The sequence below is a fragment of the Exiguobacterium sp. 8A genome (assembly GCF_902506275.1).
GTDB classification, from domain to species: domain Bacteria; phylum Bacillota; class Bacilli; order Exiguobacteriales; family Exiguobacteriaceae; genus Exiguobacterium; species Exiguobacterium profundum.
The window spans coordinates 1,456,223-1,470,408 of the sequence record NZ_LR733630.1; the positions used below are offsets into that span (position 1 = coordinate 1,456,223).

The window sequence follows — 14,186 nt, forward strand, 5'->3', positions numbered from 1 at the left end:
ATATTCAAAAAGAGAACTTCTGATTCGAAGTTCTCTTTCCATAAGTCGCTATTCCGTTTCATCAGATAATCGCTGAAGTTCCATTCGCAACTTCTCGATTTCCAAAGACTGTTCCTCATTCATCATAAGCATTTGGTCGAGCTGTCGTTTGGTCGTCACTAACTCATCGCGTGTCTCTTCAAGTCGTTGTTCCCGATCTGTCAATTTCCATGTACAGATTCGGTTCGAACGACGAGCATGAAGTTGATCATAACGAATATGAGGATAGCGCTCGACCAAATCGATTTCTCGAGCACCTTCTTCTATCACCTGTTCAAGCACCTCGAGTAGGCGTTGTTGCGATTGTTCGTCTCGAAAATGTTGATCGACGAGTGTAGCCGAGAAGCTCGCAAGGTTCCGTCGCTTCGTCTCATCCATCAACTCGAGAATCGCCTCACCGATTTGTCCTGGTGAATACCCTTCATACTTATTCCCGATGCCTCCGAAGTTCGTACTCGCGATATCTTGCCACGTCGAAGGAGTGACCAAGCCTTGATAGCTTTTGCTTCCGACAGCGATGGTCGGTTTACCGAGCGCCATCCCTTCCAGCGCAGACCGTCCGGGACCGATGACAAAATCGGCACGCCGCATCGCTTCAGGGAGTTGGCTTTGTTCTAGCCAACCAAGCCATTCAATGTTCTGTCCTGTCCCTGCCAGTGCAGCTTCATAACGCTCGGCGTATTTATCTCGCTGTGTTCCGTCACCGATAATCAACCAGTCAATCGGTAAAGACCGTACCGTCTCGTCTTCTAGTGCATCTAAGAAGACGTCTAGTATAAACAGTTTGTCCGCATCCAGGCGAGACGTGAATAAGCCTACGATACGTTCTGATGGAGATGTTTCCTCCGACGGAACAAAAGTCGCATCGACCCCATTAGGGATGACAGTAAGTTTTGATTCGATTTCCGGACAGTGCTCAGTCAGGTGAGTAGCAATCCGTTCCGATACCGCAATCACTCGCGAGACGCTCGGATGATACTGCTCAATCTCATCATAATACATCCCGTGGATGACGAGGACGAACGGGATTGCGTTCGCCTCCGCCACTGCGAGACCAAATTGACGCGCGTCGAACGGATGCGCATACACGACATCGAACGGCTGTGATCGGATTTGATCGATGACACATTGCACGTCTTCACTCGAATAGTCCGTCTCGACGACTTGCCCGCCGAGTTTCCTTACTTCATCGGCAAAGGGACCAGGCTTACAGACAACGGTCACCTCATGCCCCTCTCGTAGAAACACTTTCAAAGAAGATAAGATATGGAGGTGTAATCCTCCCATTGCGGAGTGAAAAAACACCGGTAGTAATATGTTCATGATGAGCACCTACCTTTTCTCCGTAATCGATTGATTAGGGTTACAAGCCTTCTTGATACATCGAACCAAGACCACGGATGCGATCGTTGTGAACGAACAGCACCGCATCTACCTCATTTTCTTTTGCGTAATCCGCAATGCTGACATCATAGTCGTCGAAGTAACGGACATCAAGCGCTGACACCGTTCCGAATGACTCTCCAAGATAGCCAAGCATCGGGTTCGCATACGAATCTTTTAAGACGAGCAAGTGATAATCATTTTTCGGATTGTTTTGTGTGATTTTCGATTGGGCATAGTTATCACCCATGAACAAGTTGTAGTAGTTCGTGAATTTCGTCGAGTTCTTCAAAACATCCGTATCTAGGACCGAATGACCACAGTCATCGCCATTTCGACAGACTGTCGTAGTAAATCCGTCTTTCGGTTCAAGGTACGTAAATTGATCAGGTGACTCGACGTAAGGCATCGAAATTTCACGGGCATGAGATCCATAAAACGGACCGTCTACCGATTTGATTTCCATATCCTCCATCGATAAGGCAGGAGCATCAGGGAACTGCTCGCTTAAGCGTTCCATGATTTGTTTATAAGCCATGAATGCCCCTTCCGGACGCCAGTGGTGATCCGTCTTAAAGTAAATATCTTTTCCTGGCTGATCGCCAAGCGTTTCTTCTAAGTCGATGAGCGGAATCTCATTCTCTTCAAGACGAGCATGAAGCTGTCCTCGGTTTTCTGCATCTGCCGACTCGATGTAATCTGGGAAGATTCCTTGTCTTGTCGCATAGACCGGTTTACTTGGGGCCGATGCGAAGTAAGATGGAATGTCAGCTTCGCTCATCTCTTTTTGAAATTCTTTAAAGAAGACCCCAAGTGACGAATAGTCACTCGCCACAGGATCTGGTGCATACAAGAACTCATCGATACTGATGACACCATTGTTCATCTGTTGTTGCAGAACGTTACGTTGCACCCAAGCTTGTGTCTCAATCCACATGTAACGCTCAAACACCTGATCGTTTGCTGATGCCTCGAACTCTTCCATATACGTTCCATCCAGAATCGTCTCGACAGATGGATCCGGGCGCTGTGCTAGCATCCGTCCCTCACTATCCGAACGTGCTTGTTCGGTGCCAAAGGCGTAAACGGCGAGTCCATAAAAGATGGTGCCAAGGAAGCCGATCAATAGGATACTGTTGACCACCCAAGAAAGGCGCCGCCTTTTCGAACGGACTTGTTCGCTTTTGGTTTGTTGTTCCATTGTCAGCCCTCCTTAGAACCGGAAATAAATGAATGGGTTAAATGTACTCGATACGACATATGAAATCGAGATACCGAAAATGAGCATGATATACGCCGCTCGTGCAAGACCAGCGCTTGCAGCAAGCACAGGACGATCCGTACTCACTTCATGACGCAAGAAGCGGGCGACTAGCATTTTCGGAAGCGGTGTAGCAGCAATCATCGAGATGACAAGCACGACACCGTACTGAACAATGTAGTAATATGCCGTTTGATCGAATACTTCACCTCCGTGTAATCCGAACATCACTTGCAGATACTCTGTTGCGTACGTGAAGTTATCGGCACGGAAGAATACCCAACCGATGACGACGATGAAGAGCGTGAACGCGTGGGCGAGCCATGCCGGCCATGCGGCAAGCCATTTCCCAAGAAATGCCCGTTCGAGCATGATGAAAATCCCATAGTATAATCCCCATGCGATGAATGTCCAACTCGCACCGTGCCATACCCCGGTCAATAACCAAACGATGGTCAAGTTGCGATACGTCTTCCATGGGCCTTGACGATTCCCGCCGAGCGGGATGTACACATAATCTCGGAACCAGCTTCCGAGCGAGATGTGCCAGCGACGCCAAAACTCAGACACTGATTTTGAAATATACGGATAATTGAAGTTCTCAAGGAAATGGAACCCAAACATCCGACCGAGACCGATCGCCATATCCGAATAACCTGAGAAATCAAAGTAAATCTGTAGCGAGTAAGCGATGACACCGATCCAGGCGAGTGTCGTCGACAAATCCCCGGCCGATTGACTGAATACCTGATCCGCGACGTATCCACAACTGTTCGCTAAAATCATTTTCTTCCCTAGACCAATGACGAATCGTTGAATCCCAGAGACGAAGTCATCGACTGTCTCACGGCGGTCCACGATTTCATCTGCGACCGTTTGATAACGGACGATCGGTCCGGCAATCAATTGTGGGAAGAACGATACGTAAAGTGCCAAGTCAAACAAGTTCTTCTGTAGACGCCCATCGTTTCGATACACATCGATGACATAACTCATCGCTTGGAATGTAAAGAATGAAATCCCGAGCGGAAGAGGAATATCCGGGTCGTTCAGCGAGAAGCCAAATACCGAGTTGACGTTCTCAACGAAGAAACTCGCGTACTTGAAGACCCCAAGCATCCCGAGGTTCCCGAGAAGCATGAGCACCATCGTCCATTTGATTTTCTTTGCATCATCACGATACTTGTCGACCATAAAGCCGAACACATAGTTCATGACAATCGATGCGAGCATGATTAAGACGAACCGTGGTTCACCCCATGCATAGAAAAATAAACTTGAGACGAGTAAAATCGTATTTTTTAACCAGCGTGGTGACACGAAATACAGCAGCAGCACGACCGGTAAGAAATAAAATAAGAATACCGTGGAACTAAATAACATACCGTATGGTCCCTTTCTCCCTTAAGACTTGCTCCGCTTAGCGGAACGTCACATAGAGATCATCAAATCGTACAGTGGTCGGTTCAAGCGTTTCTACGATGTATTTGTAGGACATCTTGAAATACTTGGCATCTTCCATTTGTTTGACGACTTCTACAACGGGGTTCACCCCTGGGTTCAATGTGAGCATGAAACGCTTATTCGATAAACGTTCTTCGTCTGAATACTGCATGACGTACAATTCTAGTCGGATGGCGCGGTCGCCTTCGACATAAACGGATGTGTTGACTTCCATTTCATCCCCTTCATCCATCTTGGCATCAGCCAAAAAGATTTTCGATGGGGGAATTTCAAATTTCAAGTCAAATAGTTGAACATAAATCGAGTCCTTTAGCGATTGAGGTAAAAAGGTGACCTCTGTCTTGTATTCCTCTTCGCGCATCGACATATGATTTTTATGTGGTCCACGCGGATAGTAATGGTAAATCGCCGGACGAATTCGCTTCGTTGACATGCAAGCACCTCCGAATCATTAGGATAATGATACAGAAAAGAGTTGCTGTGCCGGGCACAAAACAACTCTATTCGTTTTCATTTAGTTGGCAAGGATGGCATCGACGATTCGACGTGACGCCTCACCATCACCGTACGGGTTCGATGCTTGTGACATCGCTTTGTATGCCGTTTCGTCAGACAAGAGCTCATCCGCGAGTGAGAAGATGTTCTCTTCTTCAATCCCTGCGAGTTTGAGTGTTCCTGCAGCTACACCTTCTGGACGTTCTGTCGTGTCACGAAGGACGAGGACAGGTACACCGAGAGATGGTGCTTCTTCTTGTACGCCACCTGAATCCGTTAAGATCAAGTGCGACGTCGCCGCATAGTTATGGAAGTCGAAGACGTCGAGCGGTTCAATCAAGTGGACGCGTTCGACATCGTGAAGAATCTCGTTAGCGAGTTCACGAACGACCGGGTTCATGTGGACCGGATACACGACTTCAATGTCATCATACTTCTCGATCAAGCGACGGACCGCACGGAACATGTTACGCATCGGCTCACCCAAGTTCTCACGACGGTGTGCCGTCAACATGACGAGACGACGACCTTGTGAACGGATGCTGTCGAGCAATTCGCTCGCATAGTCGTCACGGACTGTCGTTTTGAGTGCGTCGATTGCCGTGTTCCCTGTGACGAAGATCATCTCTTCGTTCTTGCCTTCACGAAGGAGGTTGTCACGCGACGTTTCCGTCGGTGCGAAATGAAGGTCAGCCATGACACCCGTCAATTGGCGGTTCATCTCTTCCGGGAATGGTGAATATTTATTGTGTGTGCGCAAGCCAGCCTCAACGTGACCGACTGCGACTTGGTTGTAGAAGGCTGCGAGTGATGCCGCGAATGTCGTCGTTGTGTCCCCGTGGACCAACACGATGTCTGGTTTCGTTTCAGCGATAACTTCGCCCATCCCTTTCAATACGCGTGATGTGACATCGTAAAGCGTCTGCTTGTCCTTCATGATGTCGAGGTCATAGTCCGGTTTGATTTCGAACAACTCGAGCACTTGGTCAAGCATTTGACGGTGCTGCGCTGTCACGACGACAATCGGTTCTACCCCTTCACGTTTTTTCAACTCAAGTACGAGTGGTGCCATTTTGATGGCTTCTGGTCGCGTCCCAAAGACGGTCATGACTTTTTTCATAGGTCGTTTCGCACGGTCTGACTTCGCCGTGCTTCCTCCTCCCAATTGCTCACGCTTCGTTCGATACAGCGACCGACGAATGGCGTGTTTGTAGTTGTTCTTCTGTCAAAGGCGGTAAGATGTATGTCTCTCCGAGCTCTGTCGCATCGACGACCGTCGTACGACGTTTGAGCTTGTCGGCTTTAAACGAGTCTTGTTGCTCTTTAGACAAGTTGCGGAACCATTTCAAAAACTTGTTGTACTCCCGAACGACTTCATCGACTGGTCCATATTCGCGCACTTCTCCGAACTCGAGCCAAAGGCCGAGTGTACAGAATTGGCGAACTTGTGAGACCGAGTGACTGATGAAGAAAATCGTCTTCCCACGATCTTTGAACTCGTTCATCTTGGCGAGACACTTGTCGGTGAACGTTTGGTCCCCGACCGAGAGCGCCTCATCGATGACGAGAATGTCCGGGTCGACGTTGATCGAGATGGCGAATCCGAGACGGGACTTCATCCCGCTCGAGTACGTCTTGACCGGCTGATTGATAAAGTCACCGATATCGGCGAACTCAATGATGGCCGGTGTCAAATCGATAATCTCTTGTTTCGTCATCCCGAGCATCAACCCTTTGAGCTCGATGTTCTCGAGCCCAGTCAAGTTGCCGTTCAAACCAGAAGAGATCGCAATCAACGCCGTCTTTCCGTGAAGTTCGATTTTTCCGTGAGTCGGCGGCATGACGTCAGCCAACAAGTTCGACATCGTCGACTTCCCTGACCCGTTAATGCCGATAATCCCGACCACTTCCCCGGGTGGAACTTCAAACGTGACATTGCGAAGCGCGTAAAACTGTTTGCCCCCTGCTTTACTGAAGAAGATCTCTTTCAGCTTATCAGATTGCTTGTTATAAAGCGTATATCGTTTCGATACGTTTTCAAATTTAACCTGGTACATAAGGTCCTCCTCAAATGTAATCGATGAAGTGTCGACGGAAACGCAAATGAATCATCGACCCGACGAAGAAGAGAACGAAGACGATGGCCCAGTAATAGAGACCGTAAGCCCAGTTAGTCGCCAACCAGTCGGTTCCGAGGAACATCGACCGATATCCTTCGACTAAATAATAGAGCGGATTGATTTGTAGGATATTCGCGAGCTTCGCCGGCGGCACCCAAAAAATCGGTGTCAAATACATCAACATCCGCATCATCGACTGAAGAAGGTTTTGTAGATCGCGCACGATTGTCGTGAGCGCGGACGTAATCAAGGCGAGCGAGTAAAGTAGTGCAAGCGCACTGAACGCCAAGTAGATAAACCAGAGCGAATGTAGCCCCATCGGGAATCCGAATGCCCACATCAAGATAAACGAGACACCGACTAACGCCACGTGGCGATAGAAGAGTGCGAGCAAGACGTATGCCGGAATCGTCGAGATTGGGAAGCTCATTTTGGAGACCATGCCGATTTTCGAATAGACGGACCGGGCCGTCGAGGTGATCGCCGAGGCAATAAAGAACCAGACGACAATCCCTGCGACCAACCATGGCAGAAACGGCACGCCATCAATCGGCCTGCCGCTTCGAATACCAAATCCAAATACGAACCAGTAAACTCCAATCTGCAATAACGGTGTCACGAACTCCCATAAAAATCCGAGGTACTGCATCGAGTTGTTGCTTCGCGTCTCATACGTGGCGAGACGGAAAATCAAGTACAAGCTCGACTTTAGCTCTGAAAGAATAGCTTTCGCGGATTTAAACATGTTCATTCACCTGAATCAAAGAACGAGATTCGTTTCCTTTGTATATTTGTAGAGGTTGCCGTAGTTGACGACCGCTACGTCTTCACCTTCTGGTTTCACGATGTTACGTGTGTCGAAGATCATCGGACGACGCATTGATGACTTGAGCTCTGCAAAGTCGAGGACTTTGAACTCGTTGTGGTCAACCAATACGAGGACGAGGTCTGCGTCTTTGAGTGCTTCTTCTTTTGAAACGAGCTCGAAACGGCTTGATGTTGATTTTTCAACGTGTGAATCGTGAACAGAGATGTTCACACCACGGTCAAGCAAGATTTCAGCGATTTCAACCGCTGGGCTTTCACGCATGTCGTCGACGTTTCCTTTGTATGTCACACCAAAGACAGCGACTTTCGCGTCTTCGATTCCAGCAGTCAACTTCTGAACGTTGTCTGCAACGTAGTGTGGCATCGAGACGTTCGTCTCACGTGACAAGTTGATGATTTTCGCGAGGTCAGGTGATTTCGCGACGATGAAGTACGGGTCGACCGCGAGACAGTGTCCACCGACACCTGGTCCTGGGCTATGCAAGTTGACACGTGGGTGCTTGTTCGCCATCTCGATGACGTCAAGAACGTTGATGTCTAAGTCGTTACATACTTTTGCGAGTTCGTTCGCGAGTGCGATGTTGACGTCACGGAACGTGTTTTCCATGAGTTTCGACATTTCTGCCGTCTTCGCATCCGTTTTCACGATTTCACCTTCAACGAATGTACCGTAGACGCGTGCGCCTGCTTCTGCACATTCTGTCGTGATCCCACCGACGATGCGGTTGTTGTGCACGAGCTCATGAAGGATTTGTCCAGGCAATACGCGCTCTGGGCAGTGTACGAGATAGATGTCTTCACCGACAGTGAATCCAGCTTCTTCAACGAGTGGTTTGACGAAGTCGTCCATCGTACGTGGTGCGATTGTCGACTCAACGATGATGACGTTGCCTTTTTCAACGAATGGCAACACTTTGCGTGTCGCATCCAAGACGTACGTCAAGTCACATGATTTGTGCTCGTCGTCGTTGTTCGGTGTTGGGACCGCGATGATGAAGGCATCTGCTTTCTCTGGAGAGAGTGATGCACGGAACTTCCCTTTTGCCACGACGTCTGCGACCATTTCGCCGAGACCTGGCTCTTCAATGTGGATTTCTCCACGGTTCAATTTATCAACAACATGTTGTGAGATATCGACTCCGACGACGTCGACGCCATAGTTCGCAAAGACAGCCGATGTCGGTAATCCGATATATCCAAGACCTACTGTACATACTTTCATTGTGTGGTAACCTCCAAATGTTTTGACGCGCTTTTTAAATAGCGCATTGTCCATCATTTTATTTCACATTCGATAATAAAACAATACTCATTATACTCTTGAACAATTCTTTGGTGCAATTACATTTTCATGACAATGTCGTCGCAAATTGTTCGTGTGTTTTGCCTGAAATGATTTGTTCCATCTCTCGATAGAGACGATCGAGCGCGAAATGTTTACGGGCATACGCCTGATAGGCTTTTGCGTCCGTCTTCAGCTTCTCGGTATCTTCTTTATAAGAGAGGATCGTATCGACAAATTTCGACGTATCCGTGACGAGTAGTTCGTCTGGGTAAATTGTTTCCGCACCCGTCCAGTGGCGGATGAGCGGGTATGATCCTGCTGCCATCGCTTCGGCCGGTGCGAGATGGAAACTTTCCAAGTCACTCGTCGAGAAGACGAATCCGATCGATTGGAGCCACGTATCGACGTCATTGCCGTGTCCATCGAAGTGGACGTGGTCGCGAAGTTCTGACTCCTCGATTCGTTTCAGTAGCGCCTCGTAGTACGCGCTCTCCTCTTCGCGCTTCCCGATCCAATAGACGTCTTTTGGATGGTGTCCTTTGAAGTGGAGCTGGTACCGTTTGTCCGTCTTCAGCAGCTCTTCGAGGACGTCGAGCGCGAGGTCCGGACGCTTCAGTTTCGGGTTCATGCCGATCATACCGAGACGGAACGTCAAATCGTCTGCCTGTTTCGGTTTGTCGAGCTTCTCCGCGTCGACGGCGTTGTAGATGACCGTCATCTGGTGACGCGGGATTCCGAACAGACGATGCATCTCTTCTAACATATACGGTGAGACGAGGATGATGCGGTCGATGTTGTCGAGCGCATATTCCCGTGGAAATGGTGTTTCTTTCTCCTGACGATGAATCCGGACGATGAGGCGTTGATGCGGCAACTTATGTTGCGAGTACCAGACGGCGTTGCCGAGGCCCCATTCACAGAAAATGACGTCTGCTTGTGCGAGACATGCCTTGCTGTGATTTACATCATGAATCTTGTGTCCATCCCACTGGTCGATGAGGACCCGGTAGCTCGGGTCGGCCTCAAAGCGTTCCATGAACATGCGGATGAACTTCAAGTCGTGACCGGCGAAGAGGATCGTCGGCTTCTGCATCTCCCAAATCGCGTCACGGAGACGTTCGAACGTGCTGGCGAACGTATAATTCTTCGCCATGTTGTAGAGCCGTTCCGCCGCATCCTTATAGATGGCTGGATGCGTGAAGGCGAGTTCAACCTTTTCGATGAATTCGTCTTCCGAATTGACGAAGAGCGGGTAGCTCGACCCGAGCAACATCTCGTGCATCTTGTTGCGGTTAAGGAGGACCGGCTTCCCGAGCGCCCCATATTCGAGGAGCTTCGTCGACAACTCGAGGCTGTCGTCAAGGTCCGGGTGACGCCACGAGATGCCGATGTCACTCTCTTCGATGAGCGTCTCGACGTCCGCACGCGGGATACCTTTCAACCAGTGGACCCCTTCGTCCGTTTGAAGGCGATGCGTCACTTCTTTACGGAAGTTCGGATTGTTCGGGTCTTGGTTGAACTTGTCTCCTGCCACTTTCAATTCGACGTCCGGCATCCGGACTCGTACTTTCTCGAGTGCGTCGAGAATTTCAGCCGAGTACCAGAGTGGCGCGAATTTTCCTGTATAGACGAGACGTTTCGCCTGACGTTTGAACGTCGGCGTCGCCTCACGCATATTCGGGATCATCGGATTCAAGATGAGGAACGGCTTCGGCGTCTGTAAAAACGTCTCGAAGTACGCCTTCATCTCCGCCGTCTGACAGAGCATGCGAGCCGAACGGTCCGCAATCTTCTTCAAACGTGCCAACTCCTCCTGTGACGCGGCCGATGAATCATGCGTGAAATCTGTGAGATAAGTCCACGTCTTTTTCATCGTATGTTCATAATCGGAGAGCGCATAAGCGAGTTGGAACCCACGGATGAACGTCATGTCATACTGTTTCGTCTCGACGAGCTCGTGGATGAGTTGGGCCGCCTCTTCCGGCTGGAGCACCTTCTTCTCATAGTACGGCTCGTCTTTCTTCGTCGAGTCTTCCGTGAAGACGTCGATGAAGTTGACGCGGTCGAGCTGTTTGATCGACGCCGTCACTTCCGGTTTCACGATCGAGCGCTTCAAGAGCACGTCGACCTCGATGTTCGGGTCCTGGTTCAACATATGCACGACCGACGTGAGCCAGATGGCCGATCCGTCGATCAAGTTCAAATTGACGTCCCCGTACACGAGGATTCGGAGCGGTTGCTTCGTCATAATGTTACCTCCTGAAGGTCCGCTTCATCCATGGCGGCACCGGCTTTCACATATTGATACGGGTCGACACTGAAGATGCGTTTGCCAGAACGAGCAAGCTCGTTCAAGCTCTCATCCGCTTCAAAAATGTGGAGTGCCTCCTCCACCGTATAGAAACGGAGTGCCGACGGCTGCACGATCGAGCGGGACGGTGTCGCATCAAACACATAACGATACGACTCGTCATGATCCTGTTTGACGAGCTGACCGTCATACGTATAGTAGTCCTCTTTCGTCAGAACGTCCGCTTCTGCGTAGCGTGCCGCGAGCAGATAATCGCTCAAGTAGTTCGGACCGTAATAATCGTCCGACTTCAAGTGGGCGACCCAATCGTACGCTTCGACCATCTCCGTGAACGAGGTATAGTGCGTCAAGTAGCTACGCATATACGTCGAGATCGACGGCGTGTTATACGTGTTGTATACATCGATGTGATCCTCGAACTTATCGAGGAACATCATGAGATGTTTATGCTCATAACGTTGCGCCTCGAACTGAGCGACGACGCGTTCTGCCTCTTCGCGCGACTTGATGAAGGCGACGACGGCGATCTTCTCGTGGTCGACACGGTACGGGATGCCGACGTCTTGGACGATTTTCGCGAGACGTTGCGTGTACGTGTGATACGTCAACACGTGACGCATACCACGCATCGCGATGTCCTCATAGAATGAGTCATCTGTCATCAAACGGCGGAACGTTTCATCCAAGTCAGATTCTCCGTCGTCAAGGAAGACGTAATCGCCAAGCATGGCATCAACCCCGACCGAGCGTGTACTGACGACCGGTGTGGCGCAGGCGAGTCCTTCGAAGACGCGACGTGAGAACATCGTCGGTGAATCGTTGACCGAGTTGACGTTCAACATGACTTTATATCCTTTATACGCCTTGGCAATCTGGTTGTATTTCAAACTGCCGCGAATCGAGTGACGGAACTGTTCCGGGAATTGAAGTTGGTCGCTCTCCCCGCGTTGGTTGATCGCATAGTTACGGTCGTAAATCGCAAGACCATACTTGTCTGCTGCCGCGAACAGTCTGTCCATGTCAGCTTTACGCGATTCGTGACGGTTCGCATAATACGAACCGGCGAAACACGCGTACGGCTCACGAGTCCCCGGTAAGCGGATCGGGTTATGTTCTTTCGGCTGTGCCGCGAACGGTAACGCATCGACACGGTCATGACCACAATCTTCTTTATAGTTCGGAACGCGGTTCATGTCGGTCGTATACACATAGTCGAATCGCTTCGCCGTTTCAATGAAACGGTCGTAGTGAATCGGGTCTTCTTTGTTCCAAAAGACGGTCGGGATATTGTGATAACGGCACCAAGCGAGAAGCGCATCGAGCTCTTCCCATGTGTTCGTGCCATATTTGACGATTTTCTTCTCCCATGCACCGGCGTTCCCTTTCCACGCCGATTCGACGACAAGGACGTCCGGTTGCTCATCGAGGAGCACCGTCTTCCAGTTGTCCGGTGTGAACGTGATGAGCTGACATTCTGGTTTGTAAGATGCCATCGTGAACTCATCGAAGATGGCCGCGACCTTCAGTTCGTGTAGTTCACGTGGGATTGGTGCGAAGAAGCGAGCCTCGCGCACGTCCATCCATGTCGGGTTTTCTGTACCATCGCTGACGAGTTCTTCAGCGACACGGATGCGGTCGACCCGAGCCTCTCCGACACCGTCGACACGGAGGGCGAAACGAAGGAAGCGGATGCCACGGTCAAAGTAGAAGACTTTCTCGCTTCCGATTTGAACCTGTTGCATGATCTGACGCTCCGTCGCCGAGTAGGCAATGATGTAGAGGACAACGTTCGCCCCTTCATCGGCTACACCATCGAGCGTGACACGGTAACGACTGTTCGCCTTCACTTCATACGGGAACTCTGTCGGGAGCAGTTTGAAGCTGTTGTTCATCTCTGCATACGAGATATAGCGGCGCTGATCGTCCTCGCCTTTCAACTGGACGACGAGTTGGTCATCTCGACTCTTCAATTTGATGAGGTCGGGTGCCGGGATCGTCCACATGTCCGGTTTGAGGGACAAGATGTCTTCACGGCGGACACTCTTTTCGCGAATCATTCCGATATTCAAGTTCTCAAGCTGTCCTGACCCGTTCACGCGGATGAAATAGCGGATGGAACGGTGTGACGGTGCGATTCGGACGATACCGCTCAGTCCGAGTGGCACTTCAATCAAACGATCCTGCCCAGACACCGTATACGTCGCGATGAATAGCGAGGCGTCCGCTGTACCCGTGCGGTCCCCTTTCAAATAGAAACGATACAAGTCATCGTCCATATCACCCGTCTCAAAATCGATGCCACGTTCTGTATCGACGTGTGGTAGCGCGATCTCATCGACGCCATAGTGCGTGTATTGGTTCCCTTCGGCACGGACGACGAGCGTGTCTCCGTCGAAGTGAGCAATCTCACTCTGTGGTTTGAGAGAACGGAGTGACGACGACGTAAGCGGATAACGGAAATCAAAAGCATCAAGTGATACGTTCGCAGCCGTCCCTTCGACTGTCCAAAGCGACAGCTTGCCGAGCATTAGCTCGACGAGGCTGAACGCTCCTGCCCCGTTGACTTCAAGATGAGCCCGGACGATTTGTTCACCCATGCCGAGCGTCACATCGACCTGATCGCCGTCCTGTACCGTCACGTAACGAGTACGTCCACCTTTACGCACGACTTCTAACGTCAACGTTGGCATCAGACCTTCGCGCGATTTGACACGCATCATAGCCGTGAACGTCTTTTGACCTGATTCGACGAGGTCGTTCACCGAGATGATATCTGAACTCGCGTTCGGTCGGTACGTGACGGTGACCGGCTCGTCCCCAGAGAAGACAAGGTCCGTCCCTTCAACGTGTACGTAAGGTGAGCGTGTATACCAGTTCGGTACGAGTTCACGTAGTTGATGCGATTTGTTCGGGCGTTTGTTCAACACTTTACGACCGAGTCGCTTCGACCGTTGTACCCCAAGGTAAGCGGCGCGACGTGCTTTTTTCTGCCAATCCATC

At 50.3% G+C, this 14,186-nt stretch carries 10 protein-coding genes; all 10 read right to left on the minus strand.

Features of this window, described 5'->3' with window-relative positions; genetic code table 11:
• Window positions 1–48: 48 nt before the first annotated feature.
• The 10 genes from GVY42_RS07545 to GVY42_RS07590 all read right to left on the minus strand — a co-directional run bounded on the left by GVY42_RS07545 (window position 49) and on the right by GVY42_RS07590 (window position 14,185).
• On the minus strand, window positions 49–1,362 hold the full coding sequence (locus tag GVY42_RS07545; RefSeq protein WP_159562815.1) for a glycosyltransferase family 4 protein: 1,314 nt from the start codon (window positions 1,360–1,362) through the stop codon (window positions 49–51).
• A 40-nt stretch (window positions 1,363–1,402) separates the two neighbouring features.
• Window positions 1,403–2,623: a DHHW family protein gene (locus GVY42_RS07550; RefSeq protein WP_159562816.1), complete on the minus strand. Its 1,221-nt coding sequence runs from the start codon at window positions 2,621–2,623 to the stop codon at window positions 1,403–1,405.
• 12 nt (window positions 2,624–2,635) lie between these two features.
• Window positions 2,636–4,066, minus strand: coding sequence for an MBOAT family protein (locus tag GVY42_RS07555; RefSeq protein ID WP_159562817.1), 1,431 nt, complete (start codon window positions 4,064–4,066; stop codon window positions 2,636–2,638).
• 37 nt (window positions 4,067–4,103) lie between these two features.
• Window positions 4,104–4,580: a hypothetical protein gene (locus GVY42_RS07560; RefSeq protein WP_159562818.1), complete on the minus strand. Its 477-nt coding sequence runs from the start codon at window positions 4,578–4,580 to the stop codon at window positions 4,104–4,106.
• Between the two features lie 81 nt (window positions 4,581–4,661).
• Window positions 4,662–5,762 (minus strand): non-hydrolyzing UDP-N-acetylglucosamine 2-epimerase, encoded by a 1,101-nt coding sequence (gene wecB / locus GVY42_RS07565; RefSeq protein ID WP_012727108.1) that lies wholly within the window; start codon window positions 5,760–5,762, stop codon window positions 4,662–4,664.
• A gap of 49 nt (window positions 5,763–5,811) precedes the next feature.
• Window positions 5,812–6,699 carry a teichoic acids export ABC transporter ATP-binding subunit TagH gene (gene tagH / locus GVY42_RS07570; protein ID WP_012727109.1) on the minus strand — a complete coding sequence of 296 codons (888 nt, stop codon included), beginning with the start codon at window positions 6,697–6,699 and terminating at the stop codon, window positions 5,812–5,814.
• Window positions 6,700–6,709: 10 nt separating this feature from the next.
• Window positions 6,710–7,507, minus strand: coding sequence for an ABC transporter permease (locus tag GVY42_RS07575; RefSeq protein WP_012727110.1), 798 nt, complete (start codon window positions 7,505–7,507; stop codon window positions 6,710–6,712).
• Window positions 7,508–7,522: 15 nt separating this feature from the next.
• Complete coding sequence (locus GVY42_RS07580; RefSeq protein WP_074036038.1) at window positions 7,523–8,812, minus strand: nucleotide sugar dehydrogenase; 1,290 nt, start codon at window positions 8,810–8,812, stop codon at window positions 7,523–7,525.
• 127 nt (window positions 8,813–8,939) lie between these two features.
• Complete coding sequence (locus GVY42_RS07585; protein ID WP_159562819.1) at window positions 8,940–11,123, minus strand: glycosyltransferase; 2,184 nt, start codon at window positions 11,121–11,123, stop codon at window positions 8,940–8,942.
• Window positions 11,120–14,185 carry a glycosyltransferase gene (locus tag GVY42_RS07590; RefSeq protein WP_159562820.1) on the minus strand — a complete coding sequence of 1,022 codons (3,066 nt, stop codon included), beginning with the start codon at window positions 14,183–14,185 and terminating at the stop codon, window positions 11,120–11,122. Before GVY42_RS07590 ends, GVY42_RS07585 begins: the two co-directional genes overlap by 4 nt.
• Between the last annotated feature and the right edge of the window lies 1 nt (window position 14,186).

What these genes read in the sequence shown, in the direction of transcription:
- GVY42_RS07545 (WP_159562815.1), bottom strand. Translation starts at nt 1,362, where the DNA reads ATGAACATATTACTACCGGTGTTTTTTCACTCCGCAATGGGAGGATTA.
- GVY42_RS07550 (WP_159562816.1), bottom strand. Translation starts at nt 2,623, where the DNA reads ATGGAACAACAAACCAAAAGCGAACAAGTCCGTTCGAAAAGGCGGCGC.
- GVY42_RS07555 (WP_159562817.1), bottom strand. Translation starts at nt 4,066, where the DNA reads ATGTTATTTAGTTCCACGGTATTCTTATTTTATTTCTTACCGGTCGTG.
- GVY42_RS07560 (WP_159562818.1), bottom strand. Translation starts at nt 4,580, where the DNA reads ATGTCAACGAAGCGAATTCGTCCGGCGATTTACCATTACTATCCGCGT.
- wecB (WP_012727108.1), bottom strand. Translation starts at nt 5,762, where the DNA reads ATGAAAAAAGTCATGACCGTCTTTGGGACGCGACCAGAAGCCATCAAA.
- tagH (WP_012727109.1), bottom strand. Translation starts at nt 6,699, where the DNA reads ATGTACCAGGTTAAATTTGAAAACGTATCGAAACGATATACGCTTTAT.
- GVY42_RS07575 (WP_012727110.1), bottom strand. Translation starts at nt 7,507, where the DNA reads ATGTTTAAATCCGCGAAAGCTATTCTTTCAGAGCTAAAGTCGAGCTTG.
- GVY42_RS07580 (WP_074036038.1), bottom strand. Translation starts at nt 8,812, where the DNA reads ATGAAAGTATGTACAGTAGGTCTTGGATATATCGGATTACCGACATCG.
- GVY42_RS07585 (WP_159562819.1), bottom strand. Translation starts at nt 11,123, where the DNA reads ATGACGAAGCAACCGCTCCGAATCCTCGTGTACGGGGACGTCAATTTG.
- GVY42_RS07590 (WP_159562820.1), bottom strand. Translation starts at nt 14,185, where the DNA reads ATGGATTGGCAGAAAAAAGCACGTCGCGCCGCTTACCTTGGGGTACAA.